The 26,930-nt window shown below is 62.7% G+C and carries 22 protein-coding genes; 14 read left to right on the top strand and 8 right to left on the bottom strand.

Going from position 1 to position 26,930, the window contains the following annotated elements:
- Positions 1–9: 9 nt before the first annotated feature.
- Positions 10–399, bottom strand: coding sequence for a MerR family transcriptional regulator (locus TO66_RS15560; protein WP_038578985.1), 390 nt, complete (start codon positions 397–399; stop codon positions 10–12).
- A 73-nt stretch (positions 400–472) separates the two neighbouring features.
- Here TO66_RS15560 and TO66_RS15565 point away from each other — a divergent pair, with 73 nt between their 5' ends.
- Positions 473–1,552 carry an SDR family oxidoreductase gene (locus TO66_RS15565; RefSeq protein ID WP_044463171.1) on the top strand — a complete coding sequence of 360 codons (1,080 nt, stop codon included), beginning with the start codon at positions 473–475 and terminating at the stop codon, positions 1,550–1,552.
- 196 nt (positions 1,553–1,748) lie between these two features.
- Here TO66_RS15565 and TO66_RS32600 read toward each other — a convergent pair whose 3' ends face one another.
- Positions 1,749–2,405, bottom strand: a complete 657-nt coding sequence (locus tag TO66_RS32600) for a DUF3223 domain-containing protein (RefSeq protein WP_044463172.1) — start codon at positions 2,403–2,405, stop codon at positions 1,749–1,751.
- 85 nt (positions 2,406–2,490) lie between these two features.
- Positions 2,491–3,471 carry a 5'-nucleotidase gene (locus TO66_RS15575; RefSeq protein ID WP_044463173.1) on the bottom strand — a complete coding sequence of 327 codons (981 nt, stop codon included), beginning with the start codon at positions 3,469–3,471 and terminating at the stop codon, positions 2,491–2,493.
- 273 nt (positions 3,472–3,744) lie between these two features.
- On the opposite strand from TO66_RS15575, the gene TO66_RS15580 reads away from it, so the two are divergent.
- Positions 3,745–4,584: a 5'-nucleotidase, lipoprotein e(P4) family gene (locus TO66_RS15580; protein ID WP_044463174.1), complete on the top strand. Its 840-nt coding sequence runs from the start codon at positions 3,745–3,747 to the stop codon at positions 4,582–4,584.
- Between the two features lie 69 nt (positions 4,585–4,653).
- Here the strand turns inward: TO66_RS15580 and TO66_RS15585 are convergent, their stop codons facing one another.
- The gene (locus tag TO66_RS15585; protein ID WP_044463175.1) at positions 4,654–6,240 is read right to left on the bottom strand and encodes an alkaline phosphatase; all 1,587 of its coding nucleotides are present in this window, start codon (positions 6,238–6,240) and stop codon (positions 4,654–4,656) included.
- Positions 6,241–6,552: 312 nt separating this feature from the next.
- Between TO66_RS15585 and TO66_RS15590 the strand changes: the two genes are divergently transcribed.
- From TO66_RS15590 to TO66_RS15615, 6 genes are all read left to right on the top strand, one after another.
- Positions 6,553–6,960 (top strand): biopolymer transporter ExbD, encoded by a 408-nt coding sequence (locus TO66_RS15590; protein ID WP_044463176.1) that lies wholly within the window; start codon positions 6,553–6,555, stop codon positions 6,958–6,960.
- Between the two features lie 2 nt (positions 6,961–6,962).
- The gene (locus tag TO66_RS15595) at positions 6,963–7,700 is read left to right on the top strand and encodes an energy transducer TonB (RefSeq protein ID WP_044463177.1); all 738 of its coding nucleotides are present in this window, start codon (positions 6,963–6,965) and stop codon (positions 7,698–7,700) included.
- A gap of 24 nt (positions 7,701–7,724) precedes the next feature.
- A complete protein-coding gene (locus TO66_RS15600) occupies positions 7,725–10,004 on the top strand; it encodes a TonB-dependent receptor (protein WP_044463178.1) in 2,280 nt (759 codons plus the stop codon).
- 39 nt (positions 10,005–10,043) lie between these two features.
- Entirely contained in the window at positions 10,044–10,691 is a 648-nt protein-coding gene (locus TO66_RS15605) for a MotA/TolQ/ExbB proton channel family protein (RefSeq protein WP_044463179.1), read from the top strand.
- Between the two features lie 50 nt (positions 10,692–10,741).
- Entirely contained in the window at positions 10,742–11,980 is a 1,239-nt protein-coding gene (locus TO66_RS15610) for a phospholipase D-like domain-containing protein (RefSeq protein ID WP_044463180.1), read from the top strand.
- A gap of 318 nt (positions 11,981–12,298) precedes the next feature.
- Positions 12,299–13,048: an SDR family NAD(P)-dependent oxidoreductase gene (locus TO66_RS15615; RefSeq protein WP_044463181.1), complete on the top strand. Its 750-nt coding sequence runs from the start codon at positions 12,299–12,301 to the stop codon at positions 13,046–13,048.
- A gap of 169 nt (positions 13,049–13,217) precedes the next feature.
- Here the strand turns inward: TO66_RS15615 and TO66_RS15620 are convergent, their stop codons facing one another.
- From TO66_RS15620 to TO66_RS32610, 4 genes are all read right to left on the bottom strand, one after another.
- A complete protein-coding gene (locus TO66_RS15620; protein WP_177330403.1) occupies positions 13,218–14,108 on the bottom strand; it encodes a LysR family transcriptional regulator in 891 nt (296 codons plus the stop codon).
- A 237-nt stretch (positions 14,109–14,345) separates the two neighbouring features.
- Positions 14,346–15,872 (bottom strand): sodium:proton antiporter, encoded by a 1,527-nt coding sequence (locus TO66_RS15625; protein WP_044463183.1) that lies wholly within the window; start codon positions 15,870–15,872, stop codon positions 14,346–14,348.
- Positions 15,873–16,115: 243 nt separating this feature from the next.
- The gene (locus tag TO66_RS15630; protein ID WP_044463184.1) at positions 16,116–17,474 is read right to left on the bottom strand and encodes an aromatic acid/H+ symport family MFS transporter; all 1,359 of its coding nucleotides are present in this window, start codon (positions 17,472–17,474) and stop codon (positions 16,116–16,118) included.
- A 198-nt stretch (positions 17,475–17,672) separates the two neighbouring features.
- Positions 17,673–18,314, bottom strand: coding sequence for a TetR/AcrR family transcriptional regulator (locus tag TO66_RS32610; RefSeq protein ID WP_177330404.1), 642 nt, complete (start codon positions 18,312–18,314; stop codon positions 17,673–17,675).
- 421 nt (positions 18,315–18,735) lie between these two features.
- On the opposite strand from TO66_RS32610, the gene TO66_RS15640 reads away from it, so the two are divergent.
- The 6 genes from TO66_RS15640 (at position 18,736) to TO66_RS15665 (ending at position 26,926) form a co-directional block, all read left to right on the top strand.
- The gene (locus TO66_RS15640; RefSeq protein WP_044463186.1) at positions 18,736–19,926 is read left to right on the top strand and encodes a thiolase family protein; all 1,191 of its coding nucleotides are present in this window, start codon (positions 18,736–18,738) and stop codon (positions 19,924–19,926) included.
- Positions 19,927–19,987: 61 nt separating this feature from the next.
- A complete protein-coding gene (locus tag TO66_RS15645; protein ID WP_218187726.1) occupies positions 19,988–21,604 on the top strand; it encodes a long-chain-fatty-acid--CoA ligase in 1,617 nt (538 codons plus the stop codon).
- A gap of 72 nt (positions 21,605–21,676) precedes the next feature.
- Entirely contained in the window at positions 21,677–22,435 is a 759-nt protein-coding gene (locus tag TO66_RS15650) for an enoyl-CoA hydratase-related protein (RefSeq protein ID WP_044463188.1), read from the top strand.
- 24 nt (positions 22,436–22,459) lie between these two features.
- Positions 22,460–23,632 carry an acyl-CoA dehydrogenase family protein gene (locus tag TO66_RS15655; protein ID WP_044463189.1) on the top strand — a complete coding sequence of 391 codons (1,173 nt, stop codon included), beginning with the start codon at positions 22,460–22,462 and terminating at the stop codon, positions 23,630–23,632.
- 476 nt (positions 23,633–24,108) lie between these two features.
- Positions 24,109–25,398: an OprD family porin gene (locus TO66_RS15660; RefSeq protein WP_044463190.1), complete on the top strand. Its 1,290-nt coding sequence runs from the start codon at positions 24,109–24,111 to the stop codon at positions 25,396–25,398.
- 241 nt (positions 25,399–25,639) lie between these two features.
- Complete coding sequence (locus tag TO66_RS15665) at positions 25,640–26,926, top strand: MFS transporter (RefSeq protein ID WP_256240316.1); 1,287 nt, start codon at positions 25,640–25,642, stop codon at positions 26,924–26,926.
- Positions 26,927–26,930: the final 4 nt, after the last annotated feature.

The following is a 26,930-nucleotide window of genomic DNA, read 5'->3' on the forward strand; positions in this document are numbered from 1 at the left end:
GGGGCGGACTCAGCTGGAAGCGTCGTTCATCCGCTGCAGCTCGAGTTGCCTGGCGGCACTGGCTTCGAGGGTGGCGCGCTCTGCATCCAGGTAGTGATAGATGCTCTGGAAGTTGGCGATTTTCTGTTTGATTTCCGCCATCTTCTTTTCGATCAACTGGGCGCCCTCGGCACAATCGATCAGCTTGTTGCGCTGCGCATCGAGAATCTCGCCGATTTCCCCCAGGGAAAACCCCATGCTTTGCGCGCGCTGGATAAAGTCCAGGTCCTGCAGGGTTTGCTCGGTGTAGACGCGATAGTTGTTAGCCCGCCGCGCCGACGAGATCAGGCCGATTTGCTCGTAGTAACGCAGGGTGTGGCGGCTGGCGCCGCTGCGGGTCTCGATTTCGCCGATTTTCATGAAAACATCGCTTGACCGTAGAGTTGGGTCGACAGTTTACGCTTGGTTTCTCACCTTAACCAAGAGCAGGAAAATGAGAGTGGAATGCTTTGTTACAGGAGGTACAGGCTTCATCGGTCAACATTTGCTGGCGAACCTGAGTGCCCAGGGTCACACCATCCGGGTGTTGATGCGTCGCCCGGAGCGGCTCGCCGAACTGCGCGGGCAAGTCGACAGCCTGGGAGGCAACGCAAGCCGGATTTTTGCCGTGGCGGGCGACCTGGAACAGGACAACCTCGGGCTGAGCCGTGCGGACCGGGAAGCGCTTAAGCGGGCCAAAGTGGTCTTCCACCTGGGCGCGCACTTCGCCTGGGGGCTTTCGGTGGAGCATTCCCGGGCGGTGAATGTGGAGGGGGCAAAGCGCGTGGCGCAGTTGGCCGCCGAGCAGAAAAGCCGGCTGGTGATGATCGGCGGCTACATGCTCAAGGATCACCGACACCTGCAACGCATCGGCATCGATCCCGGTTCGCCGGGGTCGACCGATTGGCCTGCCGTCTACCGCAAGGTCGGGGGTTACGAGGGGAGCAAGCTGGAGGCGCATTTCGCGACCCTGGAGGTCATGTCCGCCCAGCGTGGGGAGATGACCATCGTCCACCCCTCGACGGTGTGTGGCCACAGCCGCACGGGGCATATCCCGGACGGTCAGCCGCTGGTGGACCTGATCCGTAACCTGGTGCAGGGAAAGCTCAGCGCAGTGCCCGGCACCCCCGACCACTGGCTGCCCCTGGTCACCGTGGATTACCTGGTCGAGCTGATGGTGGCCTGTGCGTTCGATCCGACCATGGCGGGCCAGGAACTGCTGGCGCTCGATGACCAGACGCCCAACTTGCGCAAACTCCTGGCACAGGTGGCACAACCCCTGGGCTTCAAGTCGCCCAAACATCACATACCGCTGCGCTTGCTGAAGTGGCTCCTGGGTATTGCGCCCATCGCGCGGTTCCTGAATACCAAGCCCGAAGCCCTGGACTTTATCCAAACCACGCGTTTCGATACCACGCCCGTCGAGCAATTCGCCAAGCGGCATGGCATCGCCAAACCGGATATACGCCAGGCTGTGCAGAACACGGCCAGGTTCGTCAACGCGTATTACCTGGCCAGAAGTAAGGAACGCTGACTTTGTCCTTGGAGTGAGTCGGCTCTTACAATGTTTTATTTGTAAATTTACTTCAAATGCTTTAGGCCTTTAGCTCTTCGTCGAGCTAAAGGCTTGCAAACTCACTCTCACTAAATCCTGGATTTATCTATAAGACTTTTCTATTTAAACCAATTTAATCAGTGGCGTTTTTACCTGAAACCACTACAAATTAGTCCTAGTTCTTTTTTCGATGAGACAGACGCCCTCCCTTCGCAATATTGGCAGTTTTCAACAAGGGTTGAAGTTTTGCATGAAGACGGTGGTACTCCTCAAAGGCGGAAGATATATATTGATTGGTCAATGACAGTTGCTCGCCATTTCCAATTGTTCCAAGCTTGGTCAGGTCAATCCCATGGTCACCACAAAATCGTTCTAACAACCTCCAGAACGGCTCAACGTGATCAATATGCAAATCTTGTCGCTCTGTGATATCCACACCAGTTGCCGCACACTTTGTGGGTAACCCAACGGCATCCCGAAATGCGATCAGTTGCGGGCGCACTGCAAATCTCAGGGCTTCGCATACTTTGCCATGGGAAGATTGAGTGACGCCGGTGATGCAGCGTTTATAGGAGAAGCTATCTTCGCTGCCATCCATGCGGACGAGTTTGATCCCCTTACCCGCCCCCAATTCATTACGCTCAATCCTAAAGTGATCAATCCCATTGCCAATTTTTCTGCTTGCATCCGGATGCATTGCCACTAGCAAGTGCAATTTTTTTACTGCGAGCTTGTTGGTGATCACACCTACTGGTGCGTTGTAAAGATAGTTTTTGAGTCGATCCATCAACTCTTTTTTTGACTTGTACTCAAATGGCCCCAGCCAGAACATTCAGAAGTCTCCTTACCTCATTTTTAAGCTTGATCCATAGGCCCGTTTGCATCCATCCCATAAACGGCACCATTTGACGGATGTACTACAACACTACCTGAACCTGGCTCTTCGCCGTTAGTACAGTCTCCGACGCCACATTGTTGGTAATACCGAAAGGAATGTGAACGGATGGAGCAACTGCGCTAGTCGATTTGAGGTGTCCGGATTGGTCATCGAAAAAAATGTGCGGTTTCAATACGCCCAGGATTTTGCCTTTCTCGATACCTCCCAGGAAAAAAGCGTCATTTGCCATGACTCCCCAACTCTTGAGCGTATTCATTGCACGTTCATGCGACGGAGCATTGCGGGCCGTGACGATTGATACACGTATGCGGTTTTCATATTCAGGATTGAGTTTTTTATGCTCTTCCTCAACGGTTTGGATCTTGGATATCCGCACCATGAACTCCTTCAGCGGCCCAGGGTTATGGGGCTGCATAACGTTCCTCACTTCATGAGCATGAAACTCTGTCAATCCGGAGGACTGCATGATCGATTCAGACTCGTCGCCGGCAAGTACGCCGTCAAAGTCGAATGCGATACGTAGGGTTTTATCTGCTTCGTCGTCTTCGAATTCTGAGTCGAGCACCTGCCCAGCTGGATACCCAGCCCTGATTGCCCCCTCTACATCTTTTTTTTCACCCGATAAGAACAGAGCGATATTCAGCGCTGGAATGTACTCATACGGAGACTTTCCCTGCATGAAAATGGCTCTGGTCATCCCGAGCCCGTAGTGCTCAATTGTCTTCAGTACCCGTAGCCCGGTGTCAGGATCATTCCGTGAGAGAAGGATTACTTCCACCAGAGGATCCTCAGGGTCCGCGCTAAGGTCATTTACCGACAAGAGACGCTTGATGAAGGGAAACGCTATTCCCTTTGGCAGAGGAACATGGAGGTTTTCTTGCTGAAACTTGCGGTACTCCTCCTCTCCCTGGCTCTTAAACACTGCATCCGATGCCACAAGATCAAACACAGCGCTGGAAGCCACACCGATCACTAAACGGTTTTCTAACTCGTATGGCATTGGAATCTCTCTCGATATTGAGGCGTTCTATTTCAGGGTGAATCTATAAAAAATCACTGCGCCGCGTTAGCGCTGTCGATCCCGACTCATTCCTTGCATACATTGCCACACATGGAACCTGAGTCGGAATCACGCCTCATTGATCCCAAAACACGACACCCGTATTGAGCGGGACACCCGAGTGCTATAGAACCCCTTGGCGGTATTGGTCAGCATGGCGCCCGGCGCGCCCTGCTCCGTATTTACCTGTCTGCATGACTTAGGTGTCGAGTAATGAAATCAAAAACAACTAAAACCTTGATCGCGCCTGTACTCTTCTCGCTTGTGCTGTCCCAGTGGACGCCCGCCGTTGCCGAACAGGTGGCCGGCACACCCTCCAATCTCTTGACCGCGGCGGTTGCCTGGAAGCAGACGGCGGCCGAGTTCGAGGCGCTGTATTACCAGGGCTTCAACATCGCCAGGATGCGCCTGGACCAGGCGCTGCAGGCGCACAAGGCAGGCGACCGCCCGCTGGCCATCATCAGCGATGTCGACGACACCGTCCTGGGCAGCAACAGTTATTGGGGCTACATGATTCATTCGGGGAAAGAGTTTTTCGATGACCCGGCCTGGGACCAGTGGGTGGCCGAAAACGGCCCGGTCGCCACGCCCGGTGCACTGGAATTCTTGCAGTACGCCCAGTCCAAAGGCGTCGAGGTGTTCTATGTGACCAGCCGCGACCAGGGTGAAAAAACCTTCGACTACGCCCTGGCCAATCTGCGCAAGAACCAGCTGCCGTTCGCCGATGAAAAACACCTGACGGTCTATCGCGACAGCTCCAACAAAGAGCCGCGGCAAACGCAGATCGCCAAGGACTACGAGGTGGTGCTGATGCTGGGCGACAACCTCAACGACTTCAAACGCAAGTACTACGTCGCAGACGTCAAGCAACGCCTCAGCCTGATGACCGAAGACAAGGAGCAATTCGGCCGTAAATTCGTCCTCTTCCCCAACCCTACCGACGGCCACTGGCTCAAGGCGATCTTCGGCGACTCGGAACCACCGGCCACCCCGGAGAATCGCGCCAGGTTCAAGGCCGCTGCCGAATCGACGGCCTGGCAGCCCAAACCCTGACCGGCCCCCTGCCCTTGCCATTGGAAAACCGGCCTGGCCTTGTCGAAACAAGGCCAGGCTTGCGATGCCTCAGACCGCCATCGCCCCCGCCCGCCCCGACTCGACCACGAAGGACTTGAGGGTCGAGACGCTGGCGTTCGGATCCCGCGGATCGGAGATCACCCGCAGGTGGGTCAGCATTTGCTGCTCACTCAGTTCCACCGCCACGTAGCCCCTTTGCCGGCTGTCGAAGAACCTGACATGTGGATTGAGCGGCAGGATCGCGTTGAACGCGTCGTAAGGCGGGCCGTCGGAGGTCACCGAGGTGCCGACGAATTCGCTGGCGACGATGGGTGAGTCCGGATCGTCGGCACGGGCATGCAGGTCCGTGACCCAGAACGAATGAATGTCGCCACCCCAGAACACCGGGTTGCTCGCTTGCCGGCGTTGGATGGATGCCAGCACCCGCTCGCGGGTCGCCATGTAGCCGTCCCAGCCATCGGTCCAGTGCCCCAATGCCTGGCTGGTCGGATCGCGCTGGAGCAGCGGCGCCACCAGCAGGTCCTGGGCGATCACGTTCCATTGCGCTCGCGACCGGGCCAGCCCCTGGTCCAGCCAGGCCTCTTGTTCCCAGCCCAGCATGGTGCGCCCGGGGTCGCGCAGATCGCGGCAACTGTCAGGGGCGATATGCCCGCGATGGCTGCCATTGGCCGCCAGGCACGGTTGCTCGGAGCGGTATTGCCGGCCGTCCAGGACGTGGAAGCGCGCCAGCCGGCCGTAATCCAGGTGCCGATAAAGGCGCAGGTCCGGCCCCCGCGGCAGGCTGCTGGCGCGCAAGGGCATGTGTTCGTAGAAAGCCTGGTAGGCCGCGGCGCGGCGCTGGAGAAACGGGCCCGGCGCGATGTTCGGGTCCTGGGACCAGCGATTGGCGTAGTCGTTCTGCACTTCATGATCGTCCCAGGTCGCCACGCTGGGGGCGATGGCGTGCAGCGCCTGCAGGTCGGGGTCGCTCTTGTACTGGGCATAACGCTTGCGATAACCGGCCAGGTCCAGCGCCTCGCGACTGTCGTGGGGGCGCACGATCTTCCCGGAATCGGCGGCGTAGGAAGCTTCGTAGATGTAGTCGCCGAGGAAAAACACCAGGTCAGGCTGTTCCGCGGCCAGGTGGCGATAGGCACTGAAGTAGCCGCGCTCCCAGTGCGAACAGGAGACGAAACCCAGGCGTGCCGAGACCATTGCCTGGGCCGGCGGCGTGGTCTGCGCGCGGCCGGTCGGGCTTTGCGCCCCGAGGCTCTGGAACTGGTACCAGTACGGGCGCCCCGCCTGCAGCCCGGCGACTTCGACATGCACCGAATGGGCAAGACGCTCGGTGGCCAGCACCTCGCCTTGCTTGACGATCCGCGTCATCGCCGCATCGCTGGCCACCCGCCAGCGCACCGGCACCGGGCGGCTCAGGCCACCCTGGCCATCGACCGCGTTGAGCTGCGGCGCCAGGCGGGTCCAGATGACGAAGCCGTCCGGCAGCGGATCGCCCGAGGCGACGCCGAGGGTGAACGGGTAATCGATGCCGGCGCTGCGCGCGTAGGGACCGAGGATCGAAAAGGCCGTCGCCACCGCCAGGCCCGACAGTACCCGGCGACGCCCCGGATCCCTCGGCTCGCCGAAACCGGCACTCATGACGCGCCCTGCCCGATCGCGATGTCAGCTCCGTTGGCCAGCTCGCCCAGTGTCCGGGCCTGCCGTTCGTGCAGCGCCCTGAGCGCCAGTCGCGGGGTAGACAAGGAAGGTAATGCAGCACTCATAGCGAAGGGCCCGCCAGGGAAAGGGCAAAAAGTGCGCTCGGGAAATGTCAGTTTCATGACAGCCGGGAAAATCCCCATGAACGGCTGCAAGTGCTGTCCTAGACACTTCAAAGCTTAAATTAAAGTTAACCAATCGGTCATTTTCGGTTGCTAGCGTGGCGCCCCTAATCAATGGCGGGGTAACCGAATGAGAACCTGGGACGAACCGAAAAAACGCAAGGCGCACATCGAGCTGATCCCGATGATCGACGTGATGATGTTCCTGCTGGTGTTTTTCGTACTCGTGAGCCTGAACGTGATTCCGGCCCTGGGCATGAAGACCCAGTTGCCCAGCGCCAGCAGTTCGCAACAGCTCAAGCCGCAGAACAAGTTCGTCCTCACCCTGGGCCTGGAAGGCCAGTTGCAACTCGATGGCAAGGACCTGGCGATTGACACCCTGGTGCCAGCGCTGAAGGCCGCACAGCAGCCCGACAGCAAGGCGACCATCATCGTCAACAGCGACAAGGGCGTGGAAGTCGCGCGCCTGGTCGAGGTCATGGACACCCTGCGTCTGGGTGGCTTTACCTCGGTCTCCATCGCCACGCGCAAGTCTTGATCATGTACGCCCTGTTTCGCGCGCGTCAGCTGCTGGGCGGCATCCCGGCCCTGATCGCCCTGGTGCTGATCGCCCTCGGTATCCAGTCGCAGCCCCTGAAAGTGCAGCCGGTGTACGACGAGTCGGCGGTCGAAATCGCCCTGGTCGAGCCCGAGCCGCCCGTGGTCCCCGAGCCGGTGGTGGAACAGGAACCGCCACCGCCGGTGATCGAAGACGAAGCGGCCGAGCCGGCCCCGCCGCCACCACCGCTGCCTGCCAAGCAGCCGCCGAAACCGAAGCCCGAACCCAGGCCCCAGCCGAAGCCGCAACCCAAGCCGGCGCCTGCCAAGGCGACCCCGGCCCCCGCGCCGCCGGTTCCCGCCAAGCCGGTGCAACCCGCTGTCGCCCAGGCACCGACGCCCCCTGCCCCGCCCGCGCCGCCGAAAGTCGACGGCCAGGCCCTGGAAGGCGGCTACCTCAAGGGGCTGCGCAGCGAGCTGGATGGCTACAAGCAGTACCCCACCGGGCGCCAGGCCTCCCTCGAGCGCCCCAGTGGCGAAGTGGTGGTCTGGCTGCTGGTGGATCGCCAGGGCCGCGTCCTCGACTCCGGGATCCAGACCCAGGCCGCCAGCATGCTGCTCAACCGGGCCGCCACCAACAGCCTGCGACGCATCAAGCAGGTCAAGCCGTTCCCCGAGCAAGCCTTCGGCGGACGCAACGAACAACGCTTCACCGCCACCTTCAACTACAGCGTGCAATAAGCACCCAACACCAGGACGACAGTGATGAAGTTCACCCGGATTCATCTGGCACTCGTTGCCGCGAGCATGGGCCATGGGCTAGCCATGGCAGACACCAGCGACAGCGACGTCGGCACCATCGGCGTGCAGGGCAAGGCCACGGCAGGCGGTGGCTACATGGTCCAGGAGGACAGCATCAAGGGCCGCTCCACGGTGACCAAGGAGGCGCTGGACAAGCAGACCGCCACCGGCAACGCCATCGACAAGCTCAAGTACACCCCGGGCCTGAACATCTCCAGCGAAGACGCCACCGGCCTGTCGGGCTTTCGTTTCACCATGCGCGGGCTCAACTCCGACCAGGTCGGGATGTCGGTGGACGGCATGCCGATCAACGACTCCGGCAACTACGCGCTGTACTCCAACCTGCTGGGCGATCCGGAAAACATCGAGCAGCTCTTCGTCACCCAGGGCGCGTCCGAAGCCGATGGCCCGCACATCGGCTCCAGCGGCGGCAACATCGGCATCGTGACGATCCGCCCGACCAAGGAGACCGGCGCCTTCGTCAAACAGGTGGCCGGCAGCAACGGCACTTTCAAGACTTTCGCACGGCTCAATACCGGCGAAGTCAACGGCCTGAGCAACTGGCTTTCGCTGTCCCACACCGAAGGCGAGAAATGGCGCGGCGACGGCGCGGTGCGGGCCGACAAGGTGGAGTGGAACAGCTTCTTCGACATGGGCGGCGGCGACAGCGCCAACCTGATCCTCAAGTACCACGAGCAGGACAACAACAGCTACAGCCAGCTGACCAAGACCCAGTTCCAGCAGAACGGCCGCAAGTACGACCCCTACCCGTCGACGCCGGCCCTGGGCAGCAACGGCAAGGTCAGCAACTACTACGCCCTGGCGCAGAACCCGTTCCAGACCTTCACCGCCGTGCTCAACACGCAATTCAAGCTGGCCGACAACCTGGCGCTGTCGGTCATCCCGTATTACTACTGGGGCAACGGCAGCGGCGTGGGCGCCTCCAGCTATGCGTTGAACCGCGGCTCGAACCAGGGCGGGGTGTTCGACCTCGGCAACCTGCCGACCGCCGCCCAGTACAACGCCGACGGTTCCTCCACCACGGGCGTGTACTACCGCCCTTCGCGGACCCAGACCTGGCGCCCGGGCATCACCACCAAGCTGAACTGGGACCTGGGCGACCACAGCCTGCAATTCGGCTACTGGTACGAGCGGGCGCGCCAGAGCCAGACCCAGCCGTTCATTCCGCTCAAGAGCAGCGGCAAGCCGCAGAGCACCTGGCCGGATTCGGACAACATGGTCGATGCCAATGGCAACAAGATCCAGGGCCGCGACCGCTTCACCGTCACCCCGGCGCAGAAGATCTGGGCCCAGGACACCTGGTACTTCGCCCCGGACTGGACCCTGGTGGCCGGCCTGGCCTACATGCACGTCAAGCGTGACGGCACCAACCACGGCAGCCTCACCGAGCAGCCGGAAAAACGCGACCAGACCTACAACAAGCCGCTGCCCAACGTCGGCCTGAAATACCAGCTCGACGAGCGCGACCAGCTGTTCTACAGCCTGTCGCGCAACATGCGCATCCCGCAGAACTATGTGCTGTACGACAAGGGCGCCGGCTCCATCGACGCCAAGCCGGAAACCAGCTGGAACCACGAGCTGGGCTGGCGCTACAGCGGCGACGACATGACCCTGGCCGCGACCCTGTTCTACATGCAGTTCAAGGATCGCCAGGTGTCCTCCCGGGACATCAACGGCGACTTCGCCGACATCAACGCCGGCTCCGTGGACAACAGCGGCCTGGAGCTGGAATGGAGCGGCCTGCTGCCCCATCACTTCAACTACTACACCTCCTACACCTACACCCGCGCCAAGCAGCAGGACGACCTGACCGTCTACAACGCCGGCAAGGCGATCGACCTGCCCACCAGCGGCAAGCAGTTCGCCAACGTGCCGAAGAACATGCTGGCGGCCAACATCGGCTACGACGACGGGCGCTTCTACGGCACCTTCGGCGGCAAGTACACCAGCAAGCTGTATGGCGACCTGACCAACGACGAATCCATCTCCGGGCGCACCGTGTACAACCTCGGCGCCGGTATCTACCTGCCGGTGGACAAGAAGGTGGTCAAGGACGCGACCCTGCGCCTGAACGTCGACAACCTGTTCGACAAGAAGTACCTCGACGGCGTGTACACCACCAAGACCAACTCCGCGCCCTACAGCGGTTTCCGTGACGGCGACCCGGCCTACATCGTGGGCCTGGAACGAACCGTGACCGTCTCCCTGGAAGCCAATTTCTGATCGGCATCCGCCCCTTAGCGAACCACGAGGTAAAGCACCATGGACATGAACCTGCTTCACGACATCACCTTCTATGTGATGTATGCGGCGATGGCCATCGCGATCTTCATCGCCATCGAGCGCGGTCTCTACTTCGCCTATGTCCGGCGCCAGGCCCGCTCGCTGATGGCCGCCCTGGGCAGCCACGTGCACAGCCAGCACGACCTGCCGCACGACGCCACCCGGCGCGACAGCCTGCCCCTGGGCATGGTGCTGCCGGTGCTGGCGCAAAAGGCCGCCCACGGCTCGCGCAAGGACCTGGACGACGTGATCGAAAGCCAGTACCTGGCGACCCGCGCGCCGCTGGCCCGCAGCCTGTGGATCATTGAGACCATCACCACCGCCGCCCCGCTCCTGGGGTTGCTGGGGACCATCCTGGGGATCATCGACACCTTCAAGGCGCTGGCCAGCGCCGGCGTGTCCGACCCCGGGCAGATCTCCGGTGGCATCGGCACGGCGCTGTTCGCCACCGGGCTGGGGATCGCCATCGCGCTGTTCTGCGTGGTGTTCCATAACTTTTTCCAGGACAGCCTGGAGCGCATCAACGATCAACTGAAGATGCTGCTGCTCCGCGCGGCCACCGGGGCCCGGGTACAGGACGAGGCGCCGCAGCGCGCGCCCAGCCCGCTGCACAGCCGCACCGCGTGATCTCCGGGCGGGCGCCGGCCGCGCCCGCCCCTTGCCCGGATGAGAAACCCATGACCCTACGCATGACCTTCAACCGGGCGCTGCGCAGCGTCCGGCTCGCCGGCCTGGCGGGCGTGCTCGTCAGCCCGCTGGTCCAGGCGGACTTCGCCATTCCCGGCTTCGAGCTGGTGCACAGCGTGCCGGTCGACAGCGCCCTGGGGACCGCCGACCTGCGCGCGCCCGGACCGGTGTGGAGCGAGCTGTTCGATAGCGCGCAACGCCGGATCGACATTGGCCAGTTCTACGTGGCGAATCGTCCCGGCTCGGCGCTGGACCGGGTGCTCGAACACCTGGAGGCGGCCGGCAAACGCGGGGTGCAGATCCGTTTCCTGCTGGAAGAAAAAGGCCTGAAGCTGTCGGAGCCGGCCACCCTGGAACGCTTGCGGGCGATTCCCAACCTGACCTTGCGGGTGCTGCCCTACGCCCGGGTCGGCGGCGGCATCATCCACGCCAAGTACCTGGTGGTCGACGGCAAGCAAGCCTTCGTCGGTAGCCAGAACTTCGACTGGCGGTCGCTGGAGCACATCCACGAAACCGGCTTGCGCATCAGCGACGAAACCGTCGTGGCCCAGGTGCAGGCGATCTTCGACCAGGATTGGCAGGCCCAGGCCGCCCTGGCGCAAGGCCAGCCCGTCCCCCTGCCCGCCCCTGGCGAACCAGCGGTACGCCGCGGCAATTACCTGGTCGCCAGCCCGCAGCGCTACAACCCGCCCGGCGTGGCCGATTCGCAACAGGAACTGCCGCGCCTGCTGGCCGCCGCGCAGCGCGAAGTCCGGGTGCAACTGCTGGACTACGCACCGCTGTCCTACGGCCCCGAGGGCACGCGGCCGTATTACCCGGTGATCGACACCGCCTTGCGCACCGCCGCGGCGCGGGGTGTCTCGATCAAGCTGCTGGTGTCCGACTGGAACACCGACAGGGTCGAACTGCCCTACCTGAAAAGCCTGGCGCTGTTGCCCAACGTCCAGGTCAGGATCGTCACCCTGCCCCAGGCCACCCAGGGGTTCATCCCCTATGCCCGGGTGATTCACAGCAAGACCATGGAAATCGACGGCCAGGTGGCCTGGGTCGGCACCAGCAACTGGCTCGGCGGCTATCTGGACAATTCGCGCAACCTGGAAGTGGTGCTGCACGACACCGCCATGGCCAGGCGCATCGGCGACCTGCATGAGCAACTGTGGGCCGGACCTTATGCCAAACCGCTGGACGTGACGGCCGAGTATCCGGAGCCGCATCCCGGTACGCCGTGAAGGCAAAAAATGCAGAGCGGTGCACCAGTGACTCAAAGTTCCACACCAGCGCAATGCCACAACTTATTCGTTAAGGACAAAGAGACGCCAAGTTCAATTCATTGCACTCTAATAATCCAGCAATTAGATCCAGGCACTGGCCTCAATATTATCTTGCATAACTATCCGCCGATCATTAGCCAATCATAAAGACTCTATTCAAGGAATAAGATTTATCTGCGAGGCGTTTATCTACATAGTTTCCCCGGACGCATCTAGCGTCAGCCCGATTTAGCCAAACGGCTAACTGCAATATCCTCATTTTGGAGAGTGGCTTCCATGGGAAGACTTGAAGGTAAGATCGCTGTCGTTACAGGTGCTAGCAGTGGTATCGGCTTGGCCATCGCCAAACGCTTTGCCCAGGAAGGAGCTGAACTGTTTATTACAGGGCGGCGTCAGGCAGAACTCGATGCCGCCGTTCGTGAAATTGGCGGAAATACCCGGGGCGTGCGCGGGGATATTTCCAAACTGGCGGATTTGAACAACTTGTATAAAACCGTAGAGCAATACGGAAAGTCTATTGATGTATTGGTGGCGAATGCCGGCATCGGTGAATTCATTCCATTGGAATATGTGGACGAGTCACATTTCGATCGGCTCTTTACTACCAATGTAAAGGGAACTGTCTTCACGGTTCAGAAGTCCTTGCCACTGCTGAAGGAGGGGGCATCGATCATCCTGATCGGCTCGGTAGCGGCTGAGGCGGCGGTCCCGGCCTTCAGCATCTATAGCGGAACCAAAGGGGCTATTCGCAGCTTTGCTCGTGCATGGACAGTTGAACTTGCGCCCCGCAAGATTCGCGTCAACGTACTGGCCCCCGGCGCAATCGTTACGCCCGGCTGGAATGATTTCGCCTCATCGAAAAGCGAACTGGAGCAGATCATGGCGCAGGCTGCGAGCCAATCCCCTTTCAACCGGATGGGGTCGCCCGAGGAAGTTGCCGGGGCTGCTCTGTTCCTTGCCTCCGATGACAGTAGTTTTGTCAACGGGACCGGTTTGTATGTAGATGGCGGCACGCTGCAGTTCTAATGCACGAAGTCGCCAAGGCAGATTAAAAACCTGAAGAACGCTGACGCATGAGGCGATGGGGCGTGCCCGGGCGAATCGAATTCGCGGGCGACCGCCCCATCGCCACCTTTATCAATACGAAAGTCGACAAGCGGAGCCAATCAGCTCCCCCTCACTCGGCTATATGCAATCAAACCTTTCCAACTAACTCGCTGTTCTCGAAAACTTCCACGACCCAGTCAATGAAACAGCGCACTTTCTGAGTGAGATGCCGATTCTGTGGATACAGGATAGAGATCGGCAACCGCATGGATACCGAGCCTTTCATCACTTCTCTTAACGCTCCAGTCTCCAGGTAAGGGGTTGCCATGAATCGTGGGATCCTGACCAAACCCAGCCCATGAACGCCGCATGCCAAATGGGCGTCGGCATCATTGACGAGCAAGCTGGTCTTGGGTCGCTGGTGGCGCCCCTCTGCTCCGGCCTCCTCCCACTGTTTCGTCCTGCCTGTCTGAGTGGAGAAGTAGTAAACCAGCTCATGCTCGCCAAGTTCCTCGAGTGAGCTGGGCTCTGGATAACGTGCAAAATAGTCTGGAGAACCGCAAATGACAAAATCGAAATAACCTATCCGTCGGGCCGCGAGCGTGGATGATTCAAGTTCGCCCACTCGAATGACACAGTCGACCCCCTCCTGTACGAGGTCGACTAATCGATCGCCCACCCCAAGCACAATATCGATGTCGGGATAAGCGACTCGAAAATCTTTCAGATTTGGAATCAATAGACGATAAGCAATGGAAGGCGAGACATCGACACGCACGCGCCCATGGGGCCGCTTGGAACGATCGCGAAAACTCGCCTCTGCATCGTCCAGGTCCGTCAGCAAACGCACGCAGACCTCGTAGTAGGCTGCGCCATCCGATGTGACATTCAAGTTCCTGGTGGTTCTGTTAATCAGTTTTACGCCGAGCGCGCTTTCCAATTCCTTGATCGCGACGGTAACAGTCGCCGCTGGCATGCCGAGACTCTCCGCCGCCCCTCTGAAGCTGCCGGCGTCGACCACCTGCTTGTACACACGCATAGCGCGCAATCGATCCATACTCTAGTTTCGCCCCTGATGCGGAATTCCTGGCGATGGTTCACCAGCGTTGTGCTGCTGCGGTAAATGCCCGAAATGCGCTCACCGACTGCTATCGGGTACTAGGTTAAGCCTGTTCTGACTTCAATGTCTCGGGCGGCTTGTGTCCCCATGCCGGCGCCTCGGTTCCAGATGCCGGGAAGCCAGGTCAAGTTTTGGAAAACACTGGCAGAAGTGGGCTCAAGGCGGCGACGGGACGCGAGAGCTGAGCTCCAGCAGATCCAGCTCGCGCTCGACGGCGCGGTACGCCTCGTCGCCGATACGGCCACTCTCGCGCAGCTCATCCAGCGCTTGCCGGGAGGCCGGCACCACGCGCCGGCGCAGTGAATGGTCCACGGATTCCCTGGGGTCCCGGCCGTCGCGCACTTCGCTCAGCGCGTCCTGGTATTCCAGCTTCAGGCGTCGGGCCGCATCGCCTCCATGGTGATCCAGCTCGGCCATGGCCGCTTCCAGCGTGGCACCGCGGGCGATCGCCAGTTCGTCCTTGACGGTGTTGTCAGAAGGCAGGTTCAACCACAGGAGCAAGGGCCGCAGTGTCAGGCCCTGGATCACCAGGGTGCCCAGCACGACGGTAAAGGCGGTCAGCAGGATAAAGTCGCGGTAGGGAAACTCCACGGGCAGTGCGAGCGCCGCGGCGAGCGTGACGATCCCGCGCATGCCCGACCAGCCGATCAACAGCCGGGTCTTGGCGTTGTACAGCAGGTTCGGGCGCTGGCTCGCGGCCTGGTCCCGGGCAAAGCCATAGACCAGGATCCAGGCCAGGCGCACGACCACCACGACTCCCAGGATCGCCAGGGCAACGCCTAGCAAGTGATAGCGCTCACCCTCGGCGAATACCTCGAAGATCGGCCGCACCTGCAGCCCGATCAGGGTGAACGCCAGCACGTTGAGCACGAACGTGACCACCTCCCACGTCGAGTTGGAGAGTATCCGTACATGGGATTTGGCCGAGGAGGTGCGCCTGCGCGCCGCGGTCAAGCCGAACACCACGATGGTGACCACACCGGACAAGCCCAGGTGCTCGGCGAGAATCCACACGCCGAAGGTGACCACGAACTGGATGATGGTCGCCGTCGGCGCATCGAGGATCGAGCCCAGCACACGTAGAAAGACTTTCGCGAGGACCCACCCGGCCAGCACGCTGCCGAAAGTAACCAGGGCAAAGGCTGGCATGGCCTGATGGGCACTGAAACCACCGATCGCGACCGCGCCCACCGCCAGCTTGTAGATCAGCAGCGACGAGGCATCGTTGAGCAGGCTCTCGCCTTCCAGGATTGTCCGGATCTGATGGGGCGGCGCCACCTGGCGCAGCACCGCGAGGGCCGCGACCGCATCCGGTGGTGCCAGCAGCGCCCCCAGCGCGATGGCAGCGCCCCAGGGCAAGTCGGGTAGAAAGCACTTGGCGACGACGGCCACCGTGGCGGTGGTCAAGCCCACCACGACAAACACCAGCGACAAGACCGCGCGCCAGTTTTTCCGCAGGTCGCGCAGCGAAGTGTCATACGCGGCGTCCAGCAGCACCGGTGCGACGAACAGCGCAAGGATCAAGTCCGGCGGCAGGTCCAGCCTGGGGGTACCGGGAATCAGCGCGACCCCGATCCCGCCCAGGGCGAGCAAGGTGGGATAGGCAACGTTCAGGCGCCGCGCGAGCATCGACAGCAACGCGGCGCAAAAGAGTAGTACGAGAATGGCTTCGAAAATAAACATGGCGGCGGTGTCTGTTCCCTGTCTGTCCGGATGCGTTTTTTCCGTTTGCGTTTACCCGCCAGGTGTCGGCCTGGCGGGTATGGGCAACCTTGAAAAGGCTGAAGCCATCTTATGGGCAGCAGTTGGCCAGGGTAATGCTCGGTCCTCCAGGATTCCCCTGCCATCGTCCAGACCGGCCAGGCGCGGCCGGCGCTGCACGGCAAAACCGCGACCGCGGGAACGACGCCGGTTGATTCCGGCCCGTTACGGCAAGACGGGCTTGTCGATCGATCGCCGCGACGGGCTCAACTTCGAGGCGTGGCGGCATTGGCAGCAGATTGCCAGCGAGGCCACCGCGGCCGGAATCAGCATCAGCATGCATATATGTTCGAGCGACCAGCCCAGGCCCAGCATGTACGCGCCGGCGAAGGCGCTCAGCACCGCGCCGACCCGCCCGACCCCGCTCATCCAGCTGGCGCCCGTCGCCCGCGCCTGGGTGGGGTAATAGCTGGCCGCCAGGGCATTCATGCCCACCGTGGAACCGTTGATGCCGAACCCTACCAGCCAGGCCACGGCGCATAGCAGCAGGAAATGGTCGGTGGACTGGCCGATGGCGAAGATCGCCAGGCCGCCGCCCAGGAACGCCAGCGACAAGACATTGCGCTGGCCCCAGCGATCCATCGCCCAGCCGATGAACACCGAACCTGCCGGCCCGCCGATCTGGAACACCGCGGTGACGATCGCGGCATCCGCGACGCTGTACTGGCCGACTTGCTTGACCAGCATCGGCAACCAGCTGCTGAACAGGTACACCATGAATAACGCAATGATGTAGCCGACCCACAGCATCAGGGTGCCGAACAGGTAACGCCGCGACAGCACCAGCCCGATCGCATTGGCCGCCGGCCTGCCCTCGGCGGGAATCACGAACACCGTATCGGCACTGAATTGCGCTGGCGCCAGGCGCTGCATGATGGCCTGGATGCGCTCGGCGGCAGCGCGCCGGGTCAGCAGGAAGGTAACGGACTCGGGCAACTTGAAATACAGGAACGGTGTGACCAGCAACGGCAACACGCCGCTGAGCACCAACACGCTGCGCCAGCCCAGGTTGGGGATCATCCAGGCACTGGCGAAGCCGCCCACGGCCGCCCCCAGCGAGAAGCCACAGAACGCGAGGGTGATCAGGAAGGAACGCTTGCGCGCAGGTGCGTATTCGCTGACCAGGATGCCCGCATTGGGCATCGCCGCACCCAGCCCGAGGCCGGTGAGAAAACGCAGGATAACCAGCCCCTGCACATCCGAGGCGAATGCCGTGGCGACGGTCAGGGCACCAAAGAACGCCACGCTGCAGATCAGCACGATGCGTCGGCCATAGCGGTCGGCCAGTGGCCCGGCGGTCATCGCCCCGGCCGCCAGGCCAATCAGCGCGGCACTGATCACCGGGCCGAGCGCCTGGGGTTCCAGCCCCCAGTCGAGTTTCAATTGCGGCGCGATAAAGCCCATGATCGCCACATCGAAACCATCGAGGGCAATGATCAGGAAACCGAAGAACACCACCCATTTCTGAAAGCGGCCCACCGGGCGGCTATCGATCCACTCACGTACATCAATCGATTTGTTCATCGAACGTTCCTCAGTATTTATTATTGTTGTTGCTCAGTCGCTCGGCTCGCTGGGTAGCAAGTGCAGGGCTTGTTTGTCGTTAGTTGCCGTCCATCAGGCAGCACGAAGCGCAGAACCTGAGTTCTGGCCACGCACTCTTGTCATCCAACGGGTAAAAATACTGGCCTGAGCGTTGCGCCCCAGGCTGGTTGTTGCGAACTAGGCCTTTTCCACGCCGGCGTAGATGGCGCGATACCAGATCAGGCTTATCGTTTCTGCAGCCACTTCCAGGTCGGGGCTTTCGCCGCCGTTCTTCTCGGTTTCCACGTACCAGTGATAGGCCAGCTGCTCGACCATCGTGGCCAGGGCCGCCGCGGTGTGGTCAGGCTGCAGGACGTCGTTGGCCAGGGCCTTCTGCAGATATTGCGCCTTGCGGCTGAAGGTCTTCTGACGCAACTTCCACCAGAGTTCGGCGCACTCCGGTACGGCGGCCGACATTTCCAGCAGGCCGGCGATGAAGTGGCGATTGTTGTAGTAAGTCGTGAGGTAGCGCCGCGAAGACTCGCGCAAAGACTCCAGTACCTTGTCCTTGACCCAGGACTTGTTGACCGACGTGAAGAGTTCTTCGACAAGCGACTCCAGAAGTTCCAGGAACAGATCTTCCTTGTTGTCGAAGTAACGGTAGATGCTTCCCAATGCCAGCCCGCTGCGCTCGGCAATCTCGGCCACGGTGGCGCCAAAATAGCCCCGCTCGGAGAGGACCTGGCGGCCTGCTTCAAGGATTCGAGCCCGGGTGAGCTGGCCCTTTTTACTCAGCGCGCCAGGATCGCTGGGTTTGGAAGACGCGGTAGGTGTGGTCACGACAATCACTCTTTGGAAAACTGAGGTCAATTTCACTATAGGGGCTGCCAAATCTGGATGACAAGCCCCCTCCCTGCAAAAAAAATCCTCTGCCAGCCCGCCCTGCGGACCTGAGATACCCGCAAAGGCCCGACGCTGCTCGGCTGGTGCCGGGCAATAACCGTTCAGCGGAACACTTCCCCGAAAATCCAGTCGCCGCAAATCCACGGTCGCAGGCTTGTCGGCCAGCTCGATGCCTGGTGCGCGTGAAACCCGCAGGATAGAGCCTTGCGGCCGCCAGGAAGCAGCTCCATGACGTCCCCTGCCCGGCATTTTTGCCGTCCTTTCACCCGCCTCTTTCCTGCCTTTCCAGGGCTATTGACTGTTTCATTTGGCAGGATTATAAAAAGTGAAATCACTTTCACAAACGAGGATAAAAACAATGTCTAAACATCAACCGGTTTGGATTGTGGATGGCGTCCGCTCACCGTTCGGCCGCTTCGGCGGCGGTCTGCGCGACGTGCCGGTGGTCGATCTCGCACGGCAAACCTTGCAGGCCCTGCTCAAGCGCACTTCCTGGCCCATCGAGGACCTTGCCGAGCTCAATGCCGGAATGGCGATGATCGAAGGCGGGCTCATGGTCCCGGCGCGCCAGTTCGCCATGGCTGCCGGGCTGCCCGAGACGCTGCCGACCCTGACCGTCGACCGCGCCTGCTGTTCCGGCATGACCACCGTCGGCCTGGGGTGGCGCGCCATCCGCGGCGGCGCCCGCTCTACCCTGGCACTGGGCATCGAATCGATGAGCCAGACCCCGCGGCTGCTGCATGAGACCCGCTGGGGCTCCAAGCGTGGCGACCTGGTGGTCGAGGACCTGCTCCTGCTGCGCAACCCCCTGGCCGGTGGCGGATCGATTGCCCGCTCGGCGGGCGAGGAAGCACTGAGTCGTGGCGTGGGGCGCGAGGCTCAGGATGCCTGGGCGCAACAAAGTCACGAACGCTACTTCCGGGCACTGGCGGCCGGTTACTTCAGCGACGAAATCATTGCGATAACCACCCCCGAAGGCGAGCTCATCGCCGATGAACAACCCCGCGCCGACAGCAGCCTGGAGCGGCTGGCACGCCTGAAGCCGGTGTATGGCGGGCCGACGGTGACGGCAGGAAACGCCCCCGGCCTGAATGACGGCGCCACTGCCCTGCTGCTGGCCGGAGAACAGGCGCTGGCCGACAACGACGTGGCCCCGCTGGCGCGGATTCACGCCTACCTGCAAATCGCCGGTGGCCCGACCTCGTCGGTTTTCCTGCCGGGGCTGGCGATCGGGCGGATTCTCGCCGAGGCGGGCCTGACACCGGCCGACGTCGACGTGATCGAGATCAACGAGGCCTATGCCGCCACCGCCGCGGTCAGCGTCAAGACCCTCGCCGCCGGCGACGCACAGCTGGAGGCCGTGCTGGCCGCGCGCACTAACATCAATGGTGGTGCGGTGGCGATCGGTCATCCGACCGGCTCCAGTGGCGCGCGGCTGGTGCTCACTGCAGCCCGCCAGTTGCAGCGCAGTGGCGGTCGCTGGGCCGTTGCCGCCATCTGCGGCGGGTTCGGCCAGGCCGATGTGATCCTGCTCGAGGCCGCCAGGTAACGGCCCTTCGATCCAGGCACCTCAGCAGATTGATTAGAAGGTAATAAAGATGCAGCACACCATGCAGGCTCTACCTCTTACCGTGGCGCAACTGTTTCGGCGGGCGAAACGCCCGTTCGGGCAGAAACGGATCTACAGCGCCGAACCTGGCGCCTTGACGGTCACCACTTATACCGCTTGGGCAGAACGCACCGAACGACTGGCCAGCGCGTTGCGCGGCATGGGGCTCGAAGACGGGGCCCGGGTCGGCACTTTCGCCTCGAGTACGGTCCGCCACCTGGAAATCAGTTTCGCGGCCCCGCTTGCGGGGTACGTCTTCCACCCACTCAACGTACGGCTGCCCGAAGACCAGCTGTGCTATGTGGTGAACAACGCGGCCGACGAGGTGATTTTCGTCGACAGCGCCCTGCTGCCGCGTCTTGTCCCCCTCCTCGGCTCGCTCAAGAGCGTCAGGCGACTGGTGGTTATCAACGAAACCGGCGCCTCACCGGCGGCCGAGAGCCTGCCGCCGGGCATTGGCCTGTCGGACTACGAGGAACTGCTCGCCGCCGCGCCGGCGTCGCCCTATCAGGTCGAGGATGAAATGGCCGCGGCGTCGGTGTGCTACACCAGCGGCACCACCGGCAACCCCAAGGGCGTGGTCTATTCCCAGCGCTCGCTGTGGCTGCATGCCATGTCTCTGTTGCAGGCCGATACCGCGGCGATCAGCGAGAGCGACACGGTGCTGCCACTGGTGCCGTTCTTTCATGCCAACGCGTGGGACATGGGCTATGCCGCGGTCGCCGCCGGGGCCGACCTGGTATTGCCCGGCGCGGACCTGTCCGGCCCGGCGATCGCCAGCCTGATGGAACGTTGCCGGGTCACCTGCGCCACCGCGGTGCCCGCGCTCTGGTCGCGCATCCTGCCCGAACTGCAAGGCCGCGACACCTCCAGCCTGCGCATGCTCTGCTCCGGAGGCAGCGCAGTGCCGACTCGCCTGACGCAACTGTGCCGCGAGCTGACCGGCAGCCCGATCATGCAGGTCTGGGGCATGACCGAAACCGGGGCCTATGCCTCGATGGCCCGGCGGCGCCCGCATATCGACCCCACCGACAGCGCTGCGCTGGCGGCTGTCGCCTCGTCGCAGGGCGTTCCCGTCGCCGGCGTCGAGTTCCGCATCGTCCAGGGCGAAACCCTGCAAGAGCTGCCGTGGGATGGCGAATCCGCGGGTGAGCTGCAATGCCGGGGCCCCTGGGTGACCCGCTGCTACCACGGCGAACAGGAACCCAGCGCCTCGGTCACCGCCGATGGCTGGTTCCGCACCGGCGACGCCGCCAGCATCGACCACGAGGGCTACATCCGCCTCCGGGACCGCCTCAAGGACCTGATCAAGTCAGGTGGCGAATGGATTCCTTCGGTGGAACTGGAAGCCGCCCTGGAGTCGCACCCCGGGGTAGAAAGCGCGGCAGTGATCGGCGTTCCCTCCGAGCGCTGGGACGAGCGTCCGATTGCCATCATCACGCTGGTCGACGGCTGCTCCATCGCGCCGGACGAACTGCTGGACTGGCTGCGCCCGCGCATCGTCAAGTTCTGGCTGCCCGACGAGATCCATGTGCTGCTGGAGCTGCCCATGACCTCGGTCGGCAAGGTCGACAAGAAGGCCCTGCGGCACAGCTTCGCTCTCGAAACCCGGCCCTGATGCCACGGCGTCGCGCAAGCGCGGCGCCGTCCGGGGATCCGTTGTCTCTCATCAGAAGAAGGGAACCGTTCCATGATCCAGTTTGAAGTGCGCTCACCGGTGGCGATCATCACCCTCGACCGCCCCCACATCCGCAATGCCATCGACCGGGCCGACGCCGAGGAAATCGAGCGCCTGGTGGACTTCATCGAAGCCGACGACTCGATCTGGGTCACGGTGATCACCGGGGCCGGCAGCGTGTTTTGCTCGGGCGCCAACGTCAAGGCCCTGGCCAACGGCGAAGGGCCGGCGAAAACCGAGCGCGGCGGGTTTGCCGGGATCGCCAGGCGCCCTCGCAGCAAACCGCTGATTGCCGCGGTGAACGGCCCGGCTTTCGCCGGCGGCTGCGAGATCGTGCTGGCCTGCGACCTGGTGGTCGCGGCCAGCAACGCGGCCTTCGCCCTTTCCGAAGTCAAGCGCTCCATGGTCGCGGCGGCCGGCGGGCTGTACCACCTGCCGCGCTCGATCCCGGTGAACGTGGCGATGGAAATGGCCATCACCGGCGACCCCATCAGCGCGGAACGCGCCTACCAGGTGGGCCTGGTCAATACCCTGGTCGCCCCGGAGCAACTGATGGATGCGGCCATCGCCCTGGCCCTGCGGGTCTGCGCCAATGCGCCGCTCGCCGTGCGCGAGACGCGCCGGGTGCTGCTCGAAGGCCTGAGCCAGGACGTCGCCGACGCCATGGCCGCCGCCGAAGCCAGCATGAGCCAGATCCGCGCCACCGCCGACTTCGCCGAAGGCACCCGGGCTTTTCTCGAGAAACGCGCGCCGGCCTGGCGGGCGTGCTGACCCCCATTCCACAGGATGCTTGCCATGAAAGCACACCAGACACCGTTTCAATTGTTCGATATCGAAGCCCTGATCGGCCCTGACGAGCGCGCCATACGCGACAGGGTCCGGGCCTTCACCGCCGAGTACGTCCGGCCCTTTACCCAGCAGTGGTTCGAGACCGGCGCCAGCCCGGTGCGCGAACTGGCCCGCAAACTGGGCCAGCGCGGGCTGCTGGGCATGCACCTTGACAGCCACGGCTGCGCCGGAGCCAGCGCCACCGCCTACGGGCTCGCCTGCCTGGAGCTGGAAGCCGGCGATTCCAGCGTGCGCACCTTGGTTTCGGTGCAGGGCTCGCTGGCGATGCATGCCCTGGCGCAGTGGGGCTCGCAACAGCAGAAGGATCAGTGGCTGCCGAAGTTACGCAGCGGCGAGTCGATTGGCTGCTTCGCGCTCACCGAAGCCGGTTTCGGCTCCGACCCGGCCGGCATGGCCACCCATGCCCGCCGCCTGGGTGACGACTGGGTGCTCGACGGGGCGAAAAAGTGGATCACCAACGGCTCCATCGCCGACGTGGCGATCATCTGGGCGCAGACCGACGACAAGATCCGCGGCTTTGTCGTGCCCACCGACACCCCGGGGTTCTCCGCCCGGGACATACCGGGAAAGCTGTCGCTGCGGGCCTCGACCACCAGTGAGCTGCGCCTGGACGGCGTGCGGCTCCCGGGGTCGGCCCTGCTCCCTGGTGCACGGGGTCTCTCGGCCCCCCTGGCCTGCCTGAACGATGCCCGCTTCGGCATTATTTTCGGCGCCCTCGGCGCGGCGCAGGACAGCCTGGAGAGCACGCTCGAATACAGCCGCAACCGGCAGATCTTCGACAAGCCGCTGGCCAGCTATCAGGCCACGCAACTGAAAATCGCCGACATGGCGGTAGAGCTGGGCAAGGGCACCCTGCTTGCCCTTCACCTGGGGCGTTTGAAAGAGGCTGGCACCTTGCGCTCCGAACAGGTGAGCGTCGGCAAGTTGAACAGCGTGCGCACGGCGCTGGCGATTGCCCGGGAATGCCGGGCCATTCTGGGTGCCAATGGCATCACGCTGGACTATTCCCCGTTGCGCCACGCCAACAACCTCGAATCGGTGATGACCTACGAGGGCACTTCGGAAGTGCATCAACTGATCATCGGCCAGGCACTGACGGGGCACGCGGCGTTCCGCTGACCCGGCGTCGTCCAAGTGCGGGCCTGACACAGTAACGGTCACTGCAAAGCACGCCAAGGCACAACCAGCTGGTTGCCCTGCTTCCCGGAACGCCCTGTGCGTTTCGCGACGCCGTGTGCCTGGCCCGGGCCGGCGCGGGAGGCAGGGCAAGATCAACTATCGGCAAGCGAGGTGCAACTAAAGAAACAGCCAGTACTTAGCGCAACTATCGATGAGCACAACTATCGATCAACCCAACTATCGACTTACCCGACTATCGACTTACCCGACTTGGCTCGCAAGCCTGGAGCAATGGCTTTCAAGCCAGCCGTAACACCCGGTGCAGGAGCGTTTTTCATCAGGGCCGTCTTTTCGAAGAGTGCCCCGACAGGCCGCCTTTTGCCCGGAGCTTTTCCAGGAGAACAAGTAAGGAGACGAACTTCCTGTGTGCAATGGATGAATTCATCACCACTACAACAACTACAAAGAGTGAAACGATGAAGCAATCAACAGTCGTATCTCGTGCACTGCGCGGCCCCTGCTTCCCGCTGGTCGCCCTGGTTCTCCCGCAGACCCTGCTGGCGGCCGAAAGTGGCTTCCTGGCAGACAGCAGCGCGACCTTGCAGGCGCGCAATTACTACTTCAGCCGCGACTATTCCGGGATCGTCGGGCGCAATCCCCAGTCCCGCACCGAAGAATGGGCACAGGGTTTCATTCTCAACTTCAAGTCCGGCTATACCCCCGGCGACGTCGGGTTCGGCGTGGACGCCCTCGGTCTTCTCGGCCTCAAGCTCGACAGCAGCCGCGACCGCGCCAACAGCGGCCTGTTGCCGGTACACAGCGACGGACGCGCGGCCGACGAATACAGCCGCATGGGCGCGGCGCTGAAGGTCAAGGTCTCCAGGACCGAGTTGAAAATCGGCGAGCAACAAGTGACGGTGCCGGTGCTGTACTTCGGCGATATCCGTTTGCTGCCGCCGACCTACCAGGGCGCCAGCATCGTCTCCAGCGAGATCGCCGGGCTGACCCTGCAGGCCGGCCAGATGCGCTCCACCAGCCTGCGCAACGAGTCGGGCGACGAGGAACTGGGCGCCATGGTCGGCTTCGTGCCGAGGCTGCGGGACGGCAAGCTGGTGACCTCCGACCGCTTCAACTACGCGGGGGCCGACTATGCCTTCAATGCCAACCGCACATCGGTGGGCGTCTGGTATTCGCAGCTCAAGGACCTCTATCACCAGCGCTACTTCAGCCTCAAGCACAGCGAACCCCTGGGTGACTGGGTGCTGGGAGGCACGCTCGGCTATTTCGACTCCGCCGAAGACGGCGAACAGTCGATCGGCAAGCTGGATAACCGCGCGGCGTTCGGCATGCTGTCGGCCCGGCACGGGGGCCACACCGTCTACCTGGGCTACCAGGCGATGTTCGGCAAGGACGGCCTGCCGCGGGTGTTCGCCAACGTCACGCCGATGAGCAACAACCTGCCGACCTATGTCTTCGACTCCGCCGACGAGCGCTCCTGGCAGGCACGCTACGACTATGACTTCGCGGCGCAAGGCATCCCCGGCCTGGTGGCGGGCGTGCGTTACGTCAAGGGCGACAACGTCGATACCGGGCGTGGATTCGAAGGCAAGGACTGGGAACGCGACCTGGATATCAGCTATGTGGTGCAAGGCGGCCCGTTGAAGGGCCTCGGCGTGCAGGTGCGCAATGCCATCGCCCGTTCGAACTACGTCACCGACGTCGACGAGAACCGGCTGATCTTCAATTACACCTGGAAGCTGTTCTGACAACGCGACCGCTCCGGCCCGAGCGCCGGAGCGGTTTCGCGGGGGCTGGCCATGCCTCCTCCAGGGCATCCCGCAGCGCCGAGACGCGCGCATCGCGGGCGGCCTGGACGCTGGCCAATGAAGTCCGGTGTTTCACGCATGGGGGTGGTCCCGACCGCTCGATATCATTTGCTGGCCGGTTCAGCACAGCCTGCCTGCCTTGAACCGGCGCTTTCCCGTTCCCCCACGGACCCGAAACCCTATGTCCACATCCATGCCTGTTGCCGGTAACCGGCGCTCGAGCCTCTTCCTGTTTCTCCTGGCGCTGTCCCTGATGGTGTCGTTGATGAACAGCAGCACCCCGACGCCGCTGTACCCGCTCTACAAAGAGCACTTGGGCCTGAGCTCCCTGGACCTGACCTTCATTTTCGGCGCCTACGGCATCGGCGTGCTGATAGCCCTGGTGGCCATGGCGCGGCTGGCCGGGAGCGTCGCAGACCTGCGCTGGCTGTTCGTGCCCGCCAGTGCGCTGGTGTTCATCGGTGCCGGCGCCTTTGCCCACGGCACATCCCTGGGCGCGCTGTGCTTCGCCCGCCTGCTGGGCGGCCTCGGTTCGGGGGCGATGACCGCCGCGGTGAACATTGCCCTGGTGCGTTTCAACCCCGGGCACAACGACAAGCTGCCCGCCCTGGTCGCCACCCTGGCCATGGTCTCGGGCCTGGCCCTGGGCCCGCTGCTCAGCGGCGCGGCGTTGCAACTGGATATCCGGCCCATGGCCTCGCCCTTCTGGCTGATCGCATTGCTGGGCCTGGCCGCCGCTGTGGCCAGCCTGCTCCTGTGGCCTGGCCGCGGCGCCGCGCAGTCCGGCGCCGCCCATGGCAGTGCAGGCCGGCCAGCCAGCCTCAAGCACGCCTTGCAAGGGATCGGCCTGCCTTTCCATCTCTGCGCCTGGAGCGTGTTCTTCAGCTGGTCGTTCGCCGCCTGTGTGTTCGTGCTTGGCCCACAGGTGGCGCGGCAGGTCTTCGGCCTGACAGAGCCCGGGCTCTTCGGCTATGTGATTTCGGCCTACCTGCTGATCGCCGGCATCAGCCAGCTGTACTGTCAGCGGCTCGAGGCACGCCAGGCGCTGCTCGGCGGCTGGCTGTGCCAGTGCCTGACCTTCGTCGTCCTGCTCCTGGCCTGTTACACCCAGGCGCTGTGGCTCGCGCTGCTGGGGCTGGTGATCGGCGGCTATGCCTATGGCGCGCTGTTCGTCGGCAATGCCCGCCTGGTCAACCAGCTCGCTCCGCGCCACAGCCACGGCAAACTGATTTCCTATTTCTACGCCACCGTCTACCTGTTCAACGCCACGCCGGTCCCCATGGGGTTGCTGGTGGACGCCTACGGCATCGTCAGCGCCAGCACCATCGCGCTGCTGGTGTTCCTGGTCATCGGCCTGGTGCTGTTCGCCCTCGCCCGCCGTACTCGCTTTACCCCTGATGCATCACCGCCTTTTATCCGTCTTGCTGCTTCTGCGCAAGGCACTCCAGACACTCCACACAGTAAGTGAAGAC

The sequence above is a fragment of the Pseudomonas sp. MRSN 12121 genome, assembly GCF_000931465.1.
Taxonomy (GTDB): domain Bacteria; phylum Pseudomonadota; class Gammaproteobacteria; order Pseudomonadales; family Pseudomonadaceae; genus Aquipseudomonas.